Origin of the sequence: Pseudomonas citronellolis, from assembly GCF_029335315.1 — a bacterium.
Lineage (GTDB): Bacteria > Pseudomonadota > Gammaproteobacteria > Pseudomonadales > Pseudomonadaceae > Pseudomonas > Pseudomonas citronellolis_A.
This window is the reverse complement of sequence record NZ_JARJLT010000004.1, coordinates 54,722-69,930: the sequence shown is the minus strand read 5'-3', so window position 1 is coordinate 69,930 and position 15,209 is coordinate 54,722. Positions and strand designations below refer to the sequence as shown.

14 protein-coding genes are annotated in these 15,209 nt (G+C 65.4%); 7 read left to right on the top strand and 7 right to left on the bottom strand.

Annotation, left to right across the window (positions count from 1 at the left end; genetic code table 11):
• Window positions 1-4: 4 nt before the first annotated feature.
• Window positions 5-220 carry a hypothetical protein gene (locus P3W75_RS00385; RefSeq protein ID WP_276225387.1) on the bottom strand — a complete coding sequence of 72 codons (216 nt, stop codon included), beginning with the start codon at window positions 218-220 and terminating at the stop codon, window positions 5-7.
• Between the two features lie 200 nt (window positions 221-420).
• Between P3W75_RS00385 and P3W75_RS00380 the strand changes: the two genes are divergently transcribed.
• Window positions 421-951: a hypothetical protein gene (locus P3W75_RS00380; protein WP_276225386.1), complete on the top strand. Its 531-nt coding sequence runs from the start codon at window positions 421-423 to the stop codon at window positions 949-951.
• Between the two features lie 7 nt (window positions 952-958).
• Here P3W75_RS00380 and P3W75_RS00375 read toward each other — a convergent pair whose 3' ends face one another.
• Window positions 959-1,213, bottom strand: a complete 255-nt coding sequence (locus tag P3W75_RS00375) for a hypothetical protein (RefSeq protein WP_276225385.1) — start codon at window positions 1,211-1,213, stop codon at window positions 959-961.
• Window positions 1,210-1,425: a DNA-binding protein gene (locus tag P3W75_RS00370; protein ID WP_276225384.1), complete on the bottom strand. Its 216-nt coding sequence runs from the start codon at window positions 1,423-1,425 to the stop codon at window positions 1,210-1,212. The genes P3W75_RS00375 and P3W75_RS00370 overlap by 4 nt, the downstream gene beginning before the upstream one ends.
• A gap of 120 nt (window positions 1,426-1,545) precedes the next feature.
• On the opposite strand from P3W75_RS00370, the gene P3W75_RS00365 reads away from it, so the two are divergent.
• On the top strand, window positions 1,546-1,995 hold the full coding sequence (locus P3W75_RS00365; protein ID WP_276225383.1) for a helix-turn-helix domain-containing protein: 450 nt from the start codon (window positions 1,546-1,548) through the stop codon (window positions 1,993-1,995).
• Window positions 1,996-1,997: 2 nt separating this feature from the next.
• Here the strand turns inward: P3W75_RS00365 and P3W75_RS00360 are convergent, their stop codons facing one another.
• Window positions 1,998-2,876, bottom strand: coding sequence for a DUF6685 family protein (locus P3W75_RS00360; RefSeq protein WP_276225382.1), 879 nt, complete (start codon window positions 2,874-2,876; stop codon window positions 1,998-2,000).
• A gap of 200 nt (window positions 2,877-3,076) precedes the next feature.
• On the opposite strand from P3W75_RS00360, the gene P3W75_RS00355 reads away from it, so the two are divergent.
• Entirely contained in the window at window positions 3,077-4,108 is a 1,032-nt protein-coding gene (locus P3W75_RS00355) for a quinone-dependent dihydroorotate dehydrogenase (protein WP_276225381.1), read from the top strand.
• A gap of 81 nt (window positions 4,109-4,189) precedes the next feature.
• On the opposite strand, the gene rmf is transcribed toward P3W75_RS00355, so the two are convergent.
• Entirely contained in the window at window positions 4,190-4,408 is a 219-nt protein-coding gene (gene rmf, locus P3W75_RS00350) for a ribosome modulation factor (protein WP_009621292.1), read from the bottom strand.
• A gap of 470 nt (window positions 4,409-4,878) precedes the next feature.
• Here rmf and rlmKL point away from each other — a divergent pair, with 470 nt between their 5' ends.
• A complete protein-coding gene (gene rlmKL, locus P3W75_RS00345) occupies window positions 4,879-7,059 on the top strand; it encodes a bifunctional 23S rRNA (guanine(2069)-N(7))-methyltransferase RlmK/23S rRNA (guanine(2445)-N(2))-methyltransferase RlmL (protein WP_276225380.1) in 2,181 nt (726 codons plus the stop codon).
• Window positions 7,060-7,278: 219 nt separating this feature from the next.
• Here the strand turns inward: rlmKL and dacB are convergent, their stop codons facing one another.
• On the bottom strand, window positions 7,279-8,721 hold the full coding sequence (gene dacB / locus P3W75_RS00340) for a D-alanyl-D-alanine carboxypeptidase/D-alanyl-D-alanine endopeptidase (protein ID WP_276225379.1): 1,443 nt from the start codon (window positions 8,719-8,721) through the stop codon (window positions 7,279-7,281).
• Between the two features lie 253 nt (window positions 8,722-8,974).
• On the opposite strand from dacB, the gene P3W75_RS00335 reads away from it, so the two are divergent.
• Window positions 8,975-9,319 (top strand): YggL family protein, encoded by a 345-nt coding sequence (locus P3W75_RS00335; protein WP_276225378.1) that lies wholly within the window; start codon window positions 8,975-8,977, stop codon window positions 9,317-9,319.
• 20 nt (window positions 9,320-9,339) lie between these two features.
• On the opposite strand, the gene P3W75_RS00330 is transcribed toward P3W75_RS00335, so the two are convergent.
• On the bottom strand, window positions 9,340-10,587 hold the full coding sequence (locus tag P3W75_RS00330; protein ID WP_276225377.1) for an EAL domain-containing response regulator: 1,248 nt from the start codon (window positions 10,585-10,587) through the stop codon (window positions 9,340-9,342).
• 273 nt (window positions 10,588-10,860) lie between these two features.
• On the opposite strand from P3W75_RS00330, the gene P3W75_RS00325 reads away from it, so the two are divergent.
• Window positions 10,861-11,487, top strand: a complete 627-nt coding sequence (locus P3W75_RS00325; RefSeq protein WP_276225376.1) for a response regulator transcription factor — start codon at window positions 10,861-10,863, stop codon at window positions 11,485-11,487.
• Window positions 11,488-11,495: 8 nt separating this feature from the next.
• On the top strand, window positions 11,496-15,206 hold the full coding sequence (locus P3W75_RS00320; protein WP_276225375.1) for a transporter substrate-binding domain-containing protein: 3,711 nt from the start codon (window positions 11,496-11,498) through the stop codon (window positions 15,204-15,206).
• The last annotated feature ends 3 nt before the right edge of the window (window positions 15,207-15,209 follow it).

The window sequence follows — 15,209 nt, the reverse complement described above, 5'->3', positions numbered from 1 at the left end:
GGGATCAGCTGCCGGTGTCGTCGTGGTGCGGTTCGGTCAGGGCGCGGCGGTAGCGGGCGAACAACTGGCTGTCCATCTTGCTGGCGCTCAGCGCCTTGACCGCGAAGGCCTTGACCTCATCGTTGCTGTACACATGCTGCTCGTCGCTGGGCGCGGGCTGGCCAGCGCAGCCCACCAGAACGGGAGCGGCCAGCAGCAGGCTGCAGAGGGATCGGAACATGAGGTTTTCACCCGGGGCTTGGTAGTGGGGATGTACAAAGGCTAGCGAAGGCCCGGCATCCTGGGAAATCAAGCCGGTCGATAGTCGCTATCGTCGGCCCGAGTTCCGACACCCGGAAGCCGCGGAAGGTTCCCCGGGCCAGCAAGACGCGGCGAATCCGGGTATCCTGCGGCGCCGTCAGACTTCCTCAGGATCGCACCATGCAAGAGCAACTCGTCGAACTCATCACCCTTATCAGCTCCGGCTGCCTGGGCGAGGACGAGATCCGCCAGATCGCCACGGACGCCGCGGCGGCCTACGCCGACGCGGGGGCTTTCCTGGCCGCCAATCCGGACATCAACTACGACGACAGTTTCCCCATCCCGCTCGGCGAGTGGGTGGTGGTCGGCAGCCTGCCGGACATCGTGCTGTTCCAGGGGGACAGCTACAAGGAGCTGTTCGAGGGCATTCGCGCGTCTTTCGACCCGAGCGTGAGCTTCGTCCTGCAGGCCAAGCAGCTGCAGAAGGCCGACGCCCTGACCGCGCTGAAACGCATCCAGGTCCAGCTTTCGGCGCTGTACCCGGAGAAGGGCGGCTACGTGCTGCTGAACTTCAGCGAGCCGCTGGATGACGAACTGCAGGCGGTGCTGGTGTACCGCCAGGACCTGGAGCGGGTCATGCAGTTGTGCGTGGAGGTCGGCATTCCCGCCGAGCCAGCCCTCGAGGCGCTGCAACGCGACAGCGAGGCCTGAGGGCGCGTCACTCTCGCTGCGGATGGAAAAGCTGAGCGTTGCGTGGCAGCCAGCGGTAATAGAAGTGGAACTCGAACAGGCGCGGGTGGCGGCACCGGCAGTGGGTGGCCTGGCCGTCGCACTCGGGTTCGCGCATTTCCAGCAGCCCCATGTGCACGAAGGGCCGCAGCGCCTGGCACTCGTCGTCGCCCAGGCGAACCGGCCGGCCGCGCACCAGGTCGGTGACGTGCTGACACAGCCGGGGCAGTTCCAGGTCACTCATGGCGTAGGTCCCTTCTCCGCAAGCTGAAGGAATGCTCTTAGATCCACCAGGCGTTGTCCGTCAAAATCGCGCATCGGCAACTTGCCCTGGGCGATCCAATCCTCCAGAACCCCCATTCTATCGGACATGCCGAGCATTTCCGCGAAACGCTCCAGGGTCAGAAAATAGTTTTGGCCCCCGGTATCGGGGCGGAAGGATTCTTTTTCTTTCATGCGGCTTCCTGCACCATCGCCAAGGCTGATCGGGAGGGGAATGTCGTCAAGCCCTTCCGATAATATCCTAAATATTAGGGAAAACTATTGGTATCCCCTATGCCCGGAAATGGATTACACATGGATAAGAAACGTTTCCTGTTTACCGCTGGAGAAAGGCTACGTGGCCTGCGTGCCCTGACCGGTCTCAAGCGCCCTGCGTTCGGCAAGATCGTCGGCATGAAGGCGAAAACCATCGAGAATATCGAGCGCGGCGTACAACGCATGCGCGACGAGGATTTCGAGCGGGTGTGCACTCATTTCCCCGACTTCACCCGCTGGATCGCCTACGAAGGTCCGGTCGACCGCGTGGAGGTGGAGTGGAAGGTCGCCGACTCGGCGCAACGCGCCGCCGTCTACCTGGTGGAGCAGCATCCCGGTCTGCTGCGCAGCGCCGACCTCGACCTGGAAGAGTGGCGCTCCCGCCATGCCGCGGTGCTGCAAGGCCTGCGCGAAGACCCGGGGCGCTGGCTGACCGAGGAGTGGCTGGACGACGAGGAAGAGGAAGGCTCGGCGGACGAAGACGAGTAACCCTATGCGGGGCGTTCGCGACAGGCGCGCAGATAGGCCAACTGGTCGGGCGCGCCGATCGCCCGCAGGCCGGCGCCGAATTCGTCGGCCTGGGGGTGATCCTTGGGTAGCAGCAGGGACTCCGGTGTCTCGCTGTTGAACAGCCCGAAGCGCGCGTAGGGCAGACCGGTATCGAGCAGCAGCCCCATGAAACCGGGGTCGCTCCAGGCCTGGGTCGGCATCGCCAGCATGTGGTAGCGACGCTCCAGGTCGTCCAGCGCGGCGCTTTGCAGGGCGAAGCGCTGGAGCCGCGCCGGCAGCCGCAGCTCCAGGCCGCGACGGCGGGCGTAGGCCACGGCGCAGGCGAATTCGGCCGGGTGGCTGTCGCATTCCAGGAACAGTCGCTGGCCGTGCCAGTCGGCCTGGCGCAGGTGAAGCGGCGCCTTGCGTTCGTAGCCGGGCACGGCCAGACCGAGGGCCTTGGCGAAATCCTTGTAGCTGATGATGCGCACCTTGCGCCCGGCGTCGCTGGCGGCCAGCGCCTCGAAGTCCGGTAGCGCGCTGTCGGCCAGCGCGCCGCGGCCATACAGACCATCCACCTCACGCAGGTCGACCTCGAGATCGCTATGCTGCTGCGCCGCCACCAGCTTCTTCAGGGTGGCGTGGGCGCGCGCCTTGTCTTCCTGCACCGGGCCGGACAGCGCGCCGCGCGGCAGGTCGATCAGGCGGTACAGGGGCGCCCCGGATTGCCAGCCGATGCCACCGGCTGACGGTGCCGGCGCGCTGAAGCTCAGCGCCAGGGCGCGGGTGCGTTGCGTGACCTTGTGCACGTCGGCCGCGCCCAGACCAAGGCGTTGTGCGATGGCGACGAGACGCTGGGCCATGCTGCGGGGTTGGTTCATGTTCGACGGAAAGCTCCTGATACCCGGCGGACAGCCCTAAGCATAGGTAAGCCGACGCCGGTTGCGCTGCCATTCCCTGACAATATTTACCTCCTGCTGGATGCGTCGCCGTGACCCGGCGCGAAGCGCCGTCGCCGCCTCGCGCCGGAGCTGGCCGGGCGGCTATACTAACGCCCCATTTTGCCGACCGATGCCCGACCATGTATAGCCTGGCCCGCGAGCTGCTGTTCAAACTGTCCCCGGAAACCTCCCACGAACTGTCCATCGACCTGATCGGCGCCGGCGGCCGCCTGGGGCTCAACGGCCTGTTCTGCGGCAAACCGGCGAGCTTGCCGGTGCAGGTCATGGGCATCGAGTTCCCCAACCCGGTGGGCCTGGCCGCCGGCCTGGACAAGAACGGCGACGCCATCGACGGTTTCGGCCAACTGGGCTTCGGCTTCGTCGAGATCGGCACCGTCACCCCGCGCCCGCAGCCGGGCAACCCCAAGCCGCGGCTGTTCCGCCTGCCGCAGGCCACCGCGATCATCAACCGCATGGGCTTCAACAACCTCGGCGTCGATCATCTGGTGGAGCGGGTCAAGGCCGCGAAGTACCGTGGCGTGCTGGGCATCAACATCGGCAAGAATTTCGATACCCCGGTCGAGCGCGCGGTGGACGACTACCTGATCTGCCTGGACAAGGTCTATGCCCACGCCAGCTACGTCACGGTCAACGTCAGCTCGCCGAACACCCCGGGGCTGCGCAGCCTGCAGTTCGGCGATTCGCTCAAGCAACTGCTGGAAGCCTTGCGCCAGCGCCAGGAAGACCTGGCCGAACGGCATGGCCGGCGCGTGCCGCTGGCGATCAAGATCGCCCCGGACATGAGCGACGAGGAAATCGTCATGGTCGCCGCCGCACTGGTGGAGGCGGGCATGGACTCGGTGATCGCGACCAACACCACCTTGGGCCGCGAAGGCGTAGAGGGCCTGCCGTTCGGCGACGAGGCCGGCGGCCTGTCGGGCGCGCCGGTGCGCGAGAAGAGCACGCACACCGTCAAGGTGCTGGCCGGCGAGCTGGCCGGGCGCCTGCCGATCATCGCCGCCGGTGGCATCACCGAAGGCGCCCACGCGGCGGAGAAGATCGCTGCCGGGGCCAGCCTGGTGCAGATCTACTCCGGCTTCATCTACAAGGGGCCGGCGCTGGTCCGCGAGTCGGTGGACGCCATCGCCGCGGCGCAGCGGGCGGGTAAATAAAAAGGGCTCCTCTCGGAGCCCTTGGGCTTGCGCCCTGCCGTCCGGATGGGACGGCCTTGGGGAAATCGGTGTGATCCTTGGTCAGCTAGTGGCGTGTTGCATCTGATTCAGACGTTGAAGACCGGCCGTGCCGGTGAGGCCATCCCAGTTGTCGCCGCGACCCTCGCGCCAGCCATTGAGCCAGGACTGCCGGGTGGTGGGATGGGTGAAAGGACAGAGGTCGCGAGACTTGCCACTGATGCCGTACTGGTAACCGCGCATAAAGGCTCTTTCCAACGGATCACGCTTGAGTCTTCTCATAGGGTGTTGCCCTCACTTGTTGACTGTTATGTCCCGTTGGCCCCCTGGGGAGGCCTGGCGGACGATTCCGCCAAAAAATGGGTTCCGTTGCCGGCGTGACGGACCCCGCCCGACACCTTTGCGGTGACGGGTTAAGCTGAGTTCTAAACCATGGGCTTTGCGCCTGTGAACAATCGTTTTGTCATAAAGACTTAACTCTTATGGGCTCAGGCCATAAGTTTTTTTCGCCAGGCGACCGGGCAAATTGCCCGAAACCGCATGGCCAGCGGCCTGGGCGAAATGGGCTGGCAAACGGCCAGAACTCCCGGCGCGATGCTTGCGCCGACGAGCGGGCGAGTGGCTGCGACCTCCCGTCACGGTGCCGGGAAACCTTTTGAAATGAATCATGGCCGGATGCCAGCGCATTGGCGCAACATCCGGCGACGGGGCCCAAGGGCCCCACTGGAAAGGGCTTCGGCCCGGGAATTGCGATGTCCGAACACTACGAACTCTTCCTCACCTGCCCCAAGGGGCTCGATGGCCTGCTGCTCGACGAGGCCCAGGCCCTGGGCCTGAGCGATGCGCGTGCGCAGGTGTCTGCGGTGCGCGGCAGCGGTGACCTGGAGACGGCCTACCGGCTGTGCCTCTGGTCGCGCCTGGCGAACCGCGTGCTGCTGGTGCTGGCGCGTTTCCCAGTGGCCAATGCCGAGGAGCTGTACCTGGGTGTCAACGCGGTCAGTTGGGGCGACCACCTCGACCCGGGCGGCAGCCTCGCCGTGGAGTTCAGCGGCAAGGGCTCGGGCATCGACAACACTCACTTCGGCGCGCTCAAGGTCAAGGACGCCATCGTCGACAACCTGCGCGCCCAGTACGGCCGGCGGCCGACAGTGGACAAGGTCAACCCGGACATCCGCGTGCACCTGCACCTGGATCGTGGCCAGGCGGTATTGTCCCTCGACCTTTCCGGACACAGCCTGCACCAGCGCGGCTATCGCCTGCAACAAGGTGCCGCGCCGCTGAAGGAAAACCTCGCCGCCGCCATCCTGATCCGCGCCGGCTGGCCGCAGTTGGCCGCCGAGGGCGGGGCGCTGTCCGACCCTATGTGCGGGGTCGGCACATTCCTGGTCGAGGCCGGGCTGATGGCCGCCGACATCGCGCCGAACCTCAAGCGCGAGCGCTGGGGTTTCGACAAGTGGCTGGGCCACGTCCCGGTCACCTGGCGCAAGCTGATGGCCGAGGCCGAGCAGCGCGCCGCCGCCGGCCTGGCGCGCACGCCGCTGTGGATTCGCGGCTACGAGGCGGACCCGCGGCTGATCCAGCCGGCGCGCAACAACATCGAGCGCGCCGGGCTGGCCGAGTGGATCAAGGTCTACCAGGGCGAGCTGGCCACCTTCGAACCGCGTCCGGACAAGGGCCAGCGCGGCCTGGTGGTATGCAACCCGCCCTATGGCGAGCGCCTGGGCGACGAGGCCAGCCTGCTGTATCTCTACCAGCACCTGGGCGAACGCCTGCGCCAGGCCTGCCTGGGTTGGAGCGCCGCGGTCTTCACCGGCGCGCCTGAACTGGGCAAGCGCATGGGCATCCGTAGCCACAAGCAGTACGCTTTCTGGAACGGCGCGCTGCCGTGCAAGCTGCTGATGTTCACCGTCGAGCCGCGTCAGTTCGTGACCGGCGAGCGGGGGGGCGAGCCTCGCCAGGAAGGCGCGCCGCAGGCGCCGGTGGAGCCGGCGCGGCTGAGCGAGGGCGGGCAGATGTTCGCCAACCGCCTGCAGAAGAATCTCAAGCAGCTGGGCAAGTGGGCCAAGCGCGAGAAGATCGAATGCTACCGCGTGTATGACGCGGACATGCCGGAATACGCCCTGGCCGTGGACCTCTACCGCGACTGGGTACACGTGCAGGAATACGCCGCGCCCAAGTCCATCGACCCGGCCAAGGCCCAGGCCCGTCTGCTCGACGCCCTGGCGGCGCTGCCGCAGGCCCTCGGCATTCCCACCGAGCGCATCGTCATCAAGCGTCGCGAACGCCAGGCTGGCAAGAAACAGTACGAGCGGCAGAACAGCGAAGGCCGCTTCATGGAAGTGGAGGAGGGTGGCGTCCGCCTGCTGGTGAACCTCACCGACTACCTGGACACCGGGCTGTTCCTCGACCACCGGCCGATGCGCCTGCGTCTGCAGCGCGAGGCCGCCGGCAAGCGCTTCCTCAACCTGTTCTGCTACACCGCGACGGCCACCGTGCACGCCGCCCGTGGCGACGCCCGCAGCACCACCAGCGTCGACCTGTCGAAGACCTACCTGGACTGGGCGCGGCGCAATCTCTCGCTCAACGGTTTTTCCGACAAGCAGAAGCTGGTGCAGAGCGACGTGATGGAGTGGCTGCGCGCGGACCGTGGCGAATATGACCTGATCTTCATCGACCCGCCGACCTTCTCCAACTCCAAGCGCATGGAAGGGGTGTTCGACGTGCAGCGTGACCAGGTGGAGCTGATCGACCTGGCCATGACCCGCCTGGCCAAGGGCGGCGTGCTGTACTTCTCGAACAACTTCCGCAAGTTCGAGCTGGATGCCGGCGTGATGGCGCGCTACCAGGTCGAGGACATCAGCGCCCAGACCCTGGACCCGGACTTCGCCCGCAACCCGAAGATTCATCGGGCCTGGCGCATCAGCGCACGCTGAGAACCAGCCTACGATCTGCTGCGCGTCGGCATAACGGCGTTAAAAACAGGCGAGTGAGGCTCATTCAGCGGCCTAAACTCGAACGCGAGCCCGGTCCGTCACTCGCCTGTTTTGACTCGCTGCGCTCGCCCTTCGGCTGTTGCTCCCGTTGGTCGTTGCGCCTTGTTCTGCTCTGGCTCGCGAGATCGTAGACAGGTTCTGGAGGGCTCGCGGCCGGGATTACTGGCCGCGAGTGGAGGCGTAGAGGTCGAGCAGCACCTGGTCGAGGATGGACGAGGCGCCCCACGGCCGGTTGCTGTTGAGGATCGCCACCACCACCCAGTTGTTGCCGCGCGCGTCGCGGCTGAAGCCGGCCAGTGCGCGAACGGTGTTGAGGGTGCCGGTCTTGACGTGGGCCTCGCCGGTCATCGGGGTGTGGCGCAGGCGTTTGCGCATGGTGCCGTCGACCCCCACGATCGGCAGCGAGGAGATGTACTCCGACGCATAGGGGCTGTGCCAGGCCGCTTGCAGCATGGCCGCCATCTCGCGGGCGCTGACCCGCTCGTCGCGCGACAACCCGGAACCGTTCTCCATCACCAGGTGCGAGGCGGTGATGCCCTTGCGCGCCAGCCACTGGCGGATCACCCGCTGCGCCGCCTTGCTGTCGTCGCCGTCGGCGCTGGTGCGGTTCTGCGCGCCGATGCTGAGGAACACCTGGCGGGCCATGGTGTTGTTACTGAACTTGTTGATGTCGCGGATGATGTCCACGGTGTCCGGCGACAGCGCGCGGGCCAGCAGGGTGGCGCTCTTCGGCACCGCGCCTTCGCGATCACGGCCGCTGATGCTGCCACCCAGTTCCTGCCAGATGCCGCGGATGGCGCCGGCGGTGTAGGCGGGGTGGTCGAGCAGCGACATGTAGGTCTGCGCGCTGCAGCCGCGCGGAATCTCGCCGGCGGCCACCAGCGCGGTGCCGTCGGCGCGGGTTTCCGGCACGAAACGCAGCTTCGGCCAGGCCGGGCAGGTCGCCGGTCCGGTGACCTTGACCTGGTTCTCCAGGCGCACGTTGGCCAGCGGCGGGTCCATCATCACCGAAGCCTGGTTGCCTTCGGCGCGCACGACCAGGCGCACGCTCTTCAGGTTGACCATCGCCGCATCCGGGCCGACCAGGAAGGGCTTGTTGTCGTCGCCGCCGTCGTCGTTGAACACCGGCAGTTGCGGCTGGTTGAAGTAGCTGCGGTCGAGCACCAGGTCGCCGTTGACCTTGAGCACGCCGTTGGCGCGCAGGTCGCGCATCATCAGCCAGAGCTTCTCCAGGTTCAGCTTGGGATCACCGCCGCCCTTGAGGTAGAGGTTGCCGTTGAGCACGCCGTCCTGCAGCTTGCCGTCGGTGTAGAACTCGGTTTTCCACTGGTAGGTGGGGCCCAGCAGTTCGAGCGCCGCGTAGGTGGTGAACAGCTTCATGGTCGAAGCCGGGTTCACCGAGACGTCGGCGTTGAAATAGGTCGCCTGGCCCGGCCCGTCGAGGGGAATCATCACCAGCGACAGGGCGTCGTCGTTCAGCTTGCTGGCCTTGAGCGCCTTTTCCACGCGTTCGGGCAGGCTGGACTTGGTTGGAGCGGCCAGGGTGGGCAGGGCGAAGGGCAGCAGGGTGGCGAAGGCGAGAACACGCAGAGACTTGAACATATGCAAAGGTGAAATCCCGATTCAGGGCATTGACATGAAAGGGTGACAAAAACGAAACACAGACAATAGACGATTCCGCCAGCGTCTACGGAATGCGCCGGCGCATTATGCCGTAAGCCGTTCGCGGATGCGCTGGGCTTTCGTGGTGGGTGCGCGTGGGAGCGCAGGCACTAAGCTGCTAGAGTGCCGTCCGGCGCAGCGGCGATCCGCCCAGGCGCGCCGACCGTCATAGCCAACCGAGGAGAGTCGCCAAATGGCCAGCAATCGTTCCCGTCGCCTGCGCAAGAAACTCTGCGTCGATGAATTCCAGGAACTGGGCTTCGAGTTGAGCCTGACCTACCGCGAAGGGTTGGACGGCAAGGCGGTGCAGGGCTTCCTGGCGCGCTTCGTGGACGAGGCCATGGACGCCAATGGCCTGGCGTACACCGGTTGCGACGATTTCGGCTTCGTTTGCCTGGCGCGCCGTGGCTCGGTCGAAGAGGCGCAGCGTCAGGCGGTGGAGAGCTGGCTGAAGCAACAGCCGGAGCTCGATGGCAGCACGGTCAGCGCGCTGCAGGACGCCTGGTACCCCGATCAGCCCATCCACGCGCCGGGCTGATCGAGCGGCGTCCCTATCCGTCAGTAGGGCGGATGCGGGGCCGTTTCCCGATCGAGCCGGGCATGGCCGGCCACTGCCATGGGCAGATGCTGGGCGCCGGGCCAGTTGCGGAACTCGTGCTCGGATAGCGGCTCGGCGAAGAGGAAACCCTGGCCCAGCTGGCAGCCGAGTTCACGAAGGCGCTGCAACTGCTGCGGCGACTCTATGCCTTCGGCCACCACTCGCAGCTTCAGGTGGCGCGCGAGCGCCATGGTGCTGGCGATCGACTCGTAGGCCCGCGGGTTTTCCTGCATGTCGCGAATGAACGAGGCGTCCAGCTTGATCTCGTTGCACGGCAGGTCGCACAGCCGCTGCAGCGACGAATAGCCGGTGCCGAAGTCGTCGATCGAGATGTTGCAACCCAGCAGGCGCAGGCGCGTGAGATTCTCCAGGCTGGCCAGCGGGGTGGCCGCCAGGCCGCCCTCGATGATCTCGATGGTCAGGCTGGACGGCTCGACGCCGCTCTGCCGCAGGCGCTCTTCCAGGCTGGCGGCCAGGTTGGACTGCTGCAGTACCTCCAGGTCCATGTTGATCGACAGATCCGGACAGCGCCCCTGCTGGCGTTCGCCGCGGGCGAACGCCAGCGCCTGGGTGAGTACCTGCTCGAACAGCTCCGGCAGCAGTTTCATCTGGCGCACCGCCGCGAGGAAATAGGCCGGCCGTAGCAGACCATGGACCGGGTGATCCCAGCGCACCAGGACCTCGGCGCCCACGGTTTCCAGGGTGTCCAGGTTGACCTTGGGCTGGTAGTAGGCCTTCAGTTCCTGGTTGCGCATCGCCCGCCAGACTTCCAGCGCGGAGGGGGTTGGGCGGTTTTCCTTCGGGGTCTCGCCCGGCTCCGTGCAGTACTGCTTCAGGCGCGCCTGCAGGAAGCCGATCTGCAGTGGCTTGCTGAGTTCGCCGATAACCGCCAGGCCATGCAGCGTGGCGATGTGGACGATGGCGCGGCGCAGATCGGCCGGGATGTCGCTCACCACCACGATGGCCCGGACCAGCTGTTCATGGGCCGCCAGGCGCAGGAAAGTGATCAGGTCCATGCCGGGCAGGCGTACATCGCAAATGGCGATCTCGACGCCGCCGTGTTGCCTGAGCTGCTCCATGGCGCTGTCGCCGTCGGCGGCGGCCAGCACCCGCTCGTACCCGAGGACCTGCAGGCCATGCACGGTCGCTTCCCGCAGGAACGCGTGATCCTCCAGTACCAATAGGCTCGGTGGTGTCGAAGTATTCATTGGTGGATATACCGAATGACGAGAACTGTCGAAGTTTGCCGGCAGCGGGCATTTAATGAATCAAAACTAATCCATTTTTTTTGTAGGAATATGCTGGCGGAAAGTAATTGAAAAATCGAATGAAGTCAGATGTTTATGTTTGTTGTAAGAATATATCTTTAATTTGGTAGGAATTTACTGAAGATATTAAAAGCGGGGGTAGGCAATCTCGACACCGATTTCCTGAGCGATATCTTACGCCGAACTCTTGGGAAGTCTTTCGGAGATTGCAAATTGAGCAAGGTTCTTATTGTCGACGACCATCCGGTAATTCGGATGGCCATGCGTGTCCTCCTGGAAAAGGAAGGCCACACCATCATCGGGGAAACCGACAACGGCGTTGATGCGTTGTCCCTGGTGAAGGAACTGCTGCCGGAACTGGTGGTGCTGGACATCGGCATCCCCAAGCTGGACGGGCTGGAGGTCATCAGCCGCCTGACCGCCTTCAACCTGCCGCTGAAGATCCTCGTGCTCACCGGGCAGAGTGCCTCGCTCTACGCCATGCGCTGCATGCAGGCGGGCGCCTCGGGGTTCGTCTGCAAGCAGGGCGGCCTCGCCGAGCTGATCAGCGCGGTGAACGCGGTGATCGCCGGCTACAACTATTTCCCCAGCACCGCGGTGCGCCCGGCGCGCAAGAACAACGGCAGCATGGACGACCATGAGCTGATCCAGCGTCTGTCAGACCGCGAGATGTCAGTGCTGCAGTATCTGGCCAACGGATACTCGAACAAGGACATTTCCGAACAGATGTTCATCAGCAACAAGACCGTCAGTACCTACAAGACGCGCCTGTTGCTGAAGCTCAACGCTCACTCGCTGGTCGACCTGATCGAGTTCGCGAAGCGCAACGCGCTCGTCTGAGGTTGGCGATGAGTGTTTGCTTCCGGGGCCTGCTGGCCATCATCTTGGTTGTAGCGTCGTGTTTCGGCGCGCAGGCTCATGCCCAGGCGCCCGCCGACTGGACTCCGTTGGAGTTGCTGGCGCGGACCCAGGCCGAGAAGTTGCGGGTGAACCTCTCCGAGTCCGATTGGCAGTGGTTGCGCGACAAGCGCAAGCTGGTTGTGGGGGTGACCGCACCGGACTATCCGCCACTCGACATCACCGTCAGTGGCTCGGAGTTCGAGGGCGTCACCGCCGATTATCTGGGGCTGATCGGCGACGCGCTCAACGTCAAGGTCGAAATGCGCCGCTACCCGTCGCGCCAGGAGGCGATCCTGGCGCTGGAGAGCGGCGAGATCGACCTGCTCAGTCGCTCCACCAACTTCGAAACCGAGACGCCGGGGGTGCAACTCTCGCGGCCGTACTCGTTCAACCAGCCGGTAATAGTCGGTGCCCAGGACCTGCGCCTGGAGAGCGACGACCAACTGTCCGGCAAGCGTATCGCGGTGGTCGACGACTATTTCTCCAGGCAGGAGCTCAGGCACCATTATCCCGCCGCCCAGGTCGTGCCGTTTGGCTCGGTGCGCCGCGCCCTGGAGTCCGTAGCCCTGGGCCAGGTCGACGCCTACGTCGGCGACGCCCTGAGCGCGCAGTACCTGATCAGCCAGGGTTACCTGGTGAACCTCAAGCTGCTCAATTTCGCCAACTTCAACAGCGCCGGCTTCGCCTTCGCCATGCGCAACGACGGCAGCCCGCTGCTGTACAGCATCAACGAGGTTCTGGAGAATGTCGGCGCCCAGCAACACCTGGCGATCCAGAGGCGCTGGAGCGTGGGCGGGGTGTTTTCCATCTCCAATCATCGCCTCAACCTGACGACCCAGGAAGCGCGTTGGCTGGAGCGCAACCCGCGGCCACGGCTGGCCATCGACCAGTCGCTGGCGCCGCTGACGTTCTTCGATTCACAGCGCAACTTCCGCGGCATAGTCGCGGACCTGCTGGACCTCATCCATACCCGCACCGGCCTGCAGTTCGAGGTGGTGCCGACGTCTTCGCTCACCGATCTGATAAAGAAGATGCAGCGCGGCAGCGTCGATGCCCTGGCTGCGATGTCGCCGACAGTCGAGCGCGAAGCGCTGATGGACTTCACCCGGCCCTACCTGAGCACCTCGTTCGTGGTGCTGACGAGCAAGCCCAACGCCTGGCTGCGCAGCGCCGCGGACCTGGAGGGCAAGCGCGTGGCCGTGGCCCAGGGCAGCGTGCTGGTTGGCTACATGCGCAAGAACTTCCCCAACGCGCAACTGGTGGAGGTGGACAGCTTCAGCGAGACCCTGCCGTTGCTGCAGGAAGGACGTGTGGACGCCGCTCTGCAGCCGATGCTGACGGCGACCTTCCTGGTCAACCGCTACTACCATGACCTGCGCATCGCCGCGACCCTGGACATGGACCCGGCGCAGATGTCGCTGGCCGTCTCGCGCGCCGACCCGGAGCTGCTGAGCATCCTCAACAAGGCCCTGCTGGCGATCTCGCCGGAGGACATGGCCAATATCATCAGTCGCTGGTCCACCAGCGGAGCCGCCCCCGACAGCATCTGGGAAGGCTACCGCTCGCAGTTCTACTGGCTGCTCTGGAGCGGCCTGCTGATCATCGGGCTGATCCTGCTGTGGAACTGGTACCTGCTGTTCAAGGTGCGCTCGCGGCACAAGAACGAACTGGAGCTGCAGGACCGCCTGGCTTTCAAGCGCGCGCTGATCGACGCCATTCCCCAGCCGGTGTCGGTGCGCGACACCGACGGGCGCCTGATCACCTGCAACCGTGCCTACCTGGAGGCTACTGGCATTTCCGCTGTCGAGGCCGTTGGGTCGGTGCTGGAGAACTGCCTGAAGTTGGTGCCGGAGCAGGCCGAAGCGCTGCACGCCGAATTCCAGCAAGCACTGATCGACGGTCAGCCGCGGGCGGCCGACCGCATGGTGGAGCTCAACGGCGAGCCGCGCCAGGTGTACTACTGGCTCACTCCGTACAAGAGCACCACCGGCAAGGTTCTGGGGCTGGTCTGCGGCTGGGTGGACGTCACTGAGCGCGAGCGCCTGCACCAGCAACTGGAAGTCGCCAAGGAGCAGGCCGAGGACGCGAGCCGGGCCAAGAGCACCTTCCTGGCGACCATGAGCCATGAAATCCGCACGCCGATGAATGCCGTGATCGGCATGCTCGAACTGGCCCTGACCCGTACCCAGTGCGGCTCCTGCGGCGAGCGCGGGCCGATCGAGGTGGCCTACGACTCGGCCAAGTCGCTGCTGCTGCTGATCGGTGACATCCTCGATGTGGCCAAGATCGAGTCCGGCCGCCTGACCCTGCTGCCCGAGCGCGCGCGCCTGCGCGAGCTGATCGAATCGGTGGCGCGGGTCTTCGACGGACTGGCGCGGCAGAAAGGCTTGCTGCTCAAGCTGGAGATCGAGACCGAAGCGGCCTGCGACGTCCTGATCGACCCGCTGCGTTTCAAGCAGATCCTCTCGAACCTGGTGAGCAACGCCATCAAGTTCACCGACAAGGGCAGTGTCTGGGTGCGGGTCTCCGGCGACCCGTTGCCAGGCGAGCGCCTGGCGTTGGAAGTATGCGTGGAAGACAGCGGCATCGGCATCGCCGAGGAAGACCAGCGGTTGCTCTTCGAACCCTTCAGCCAGGTCCAGCGCGAAGGCCGCGCGAACCTGGGCGGTACCGGCCTGGGGCTGACCATCTGTCGCAAGCTGGCGGAGATGATGGGCGGCTCGGTACGTCTGGAAAGTGCCCAGGGTGCCGGCACCAAGGTGCACGTACGGCTGGTGCTGCAGGTGCTCGAGCCCTTGCTGCTGCTGGAAGACAGCGTGGCGTTGCAACTTCCCGTGGTGGAGCGGGCGATGCGCGTGCTGATAGTCGACGACCATCCGGCCAACCGCCTGTTGCTGGCGCAGCAGCTCCAGCACCTCGGACACAGCGTAGTGATGGCCACCGATGGCGGCGAGGCGTTGCAACTGTGGCGGCCCGGCGAGTTCGACCTGGTGATCACCGATTGCAACATGCCGGTGCTCAGTGGTTACAGCCTGTCCCGGCGGATTCGCGAAATAGAGCGGGAAAGCGGCGCGGCGCGCTCGCCCATCCTCGGTTTCACCGCCAACGCTCAACCCGACGAGGTCGGCCGCTGCAAGGACGCCGGGATGGACGACTGCCTGTTCAAGCCGATCAGCATCGAGCATCTGCGGGTCTACCTCGAGCAGGTACAGCGGGGCATGGCCAGTGCTTCGGTCGTGCTGGATGAGGTGGTGGGTGAGAGCGGCGACCTGGACATGGGCGCGCTGATGGAAATGACCGGGGGAAACGCCGAGCTGACGCGCAATCTCCTGGTCGAGCTGATGTCGAGTAACGAGGCTGATGCCGGCCTTCTCGAGCCGCTGCTGCACGCCCAGGACTGGCGGCGCCTGGCCGAGCTGGCGCACCGGATCAAGGGAGCGGCGCGCCTGGTGGGCGCCAGGGCCTTGCATGATCGTTGCGCGGAGCTGGAGAAGGTCTGTGCCGAACTCGCCGATTTCAGCGCCGTCCGCGATGCCGTGGACAGCCTTTGGGTGGCGCTGGATACCTTGCAGGGACGCTTGCGCGGGCACCTGCTGCAGCTCGATGAAGGGTATGCCCTGGGCGGGTCGCCGTCGGGAGAGAGCCCGGCGACGGCCTGAGGC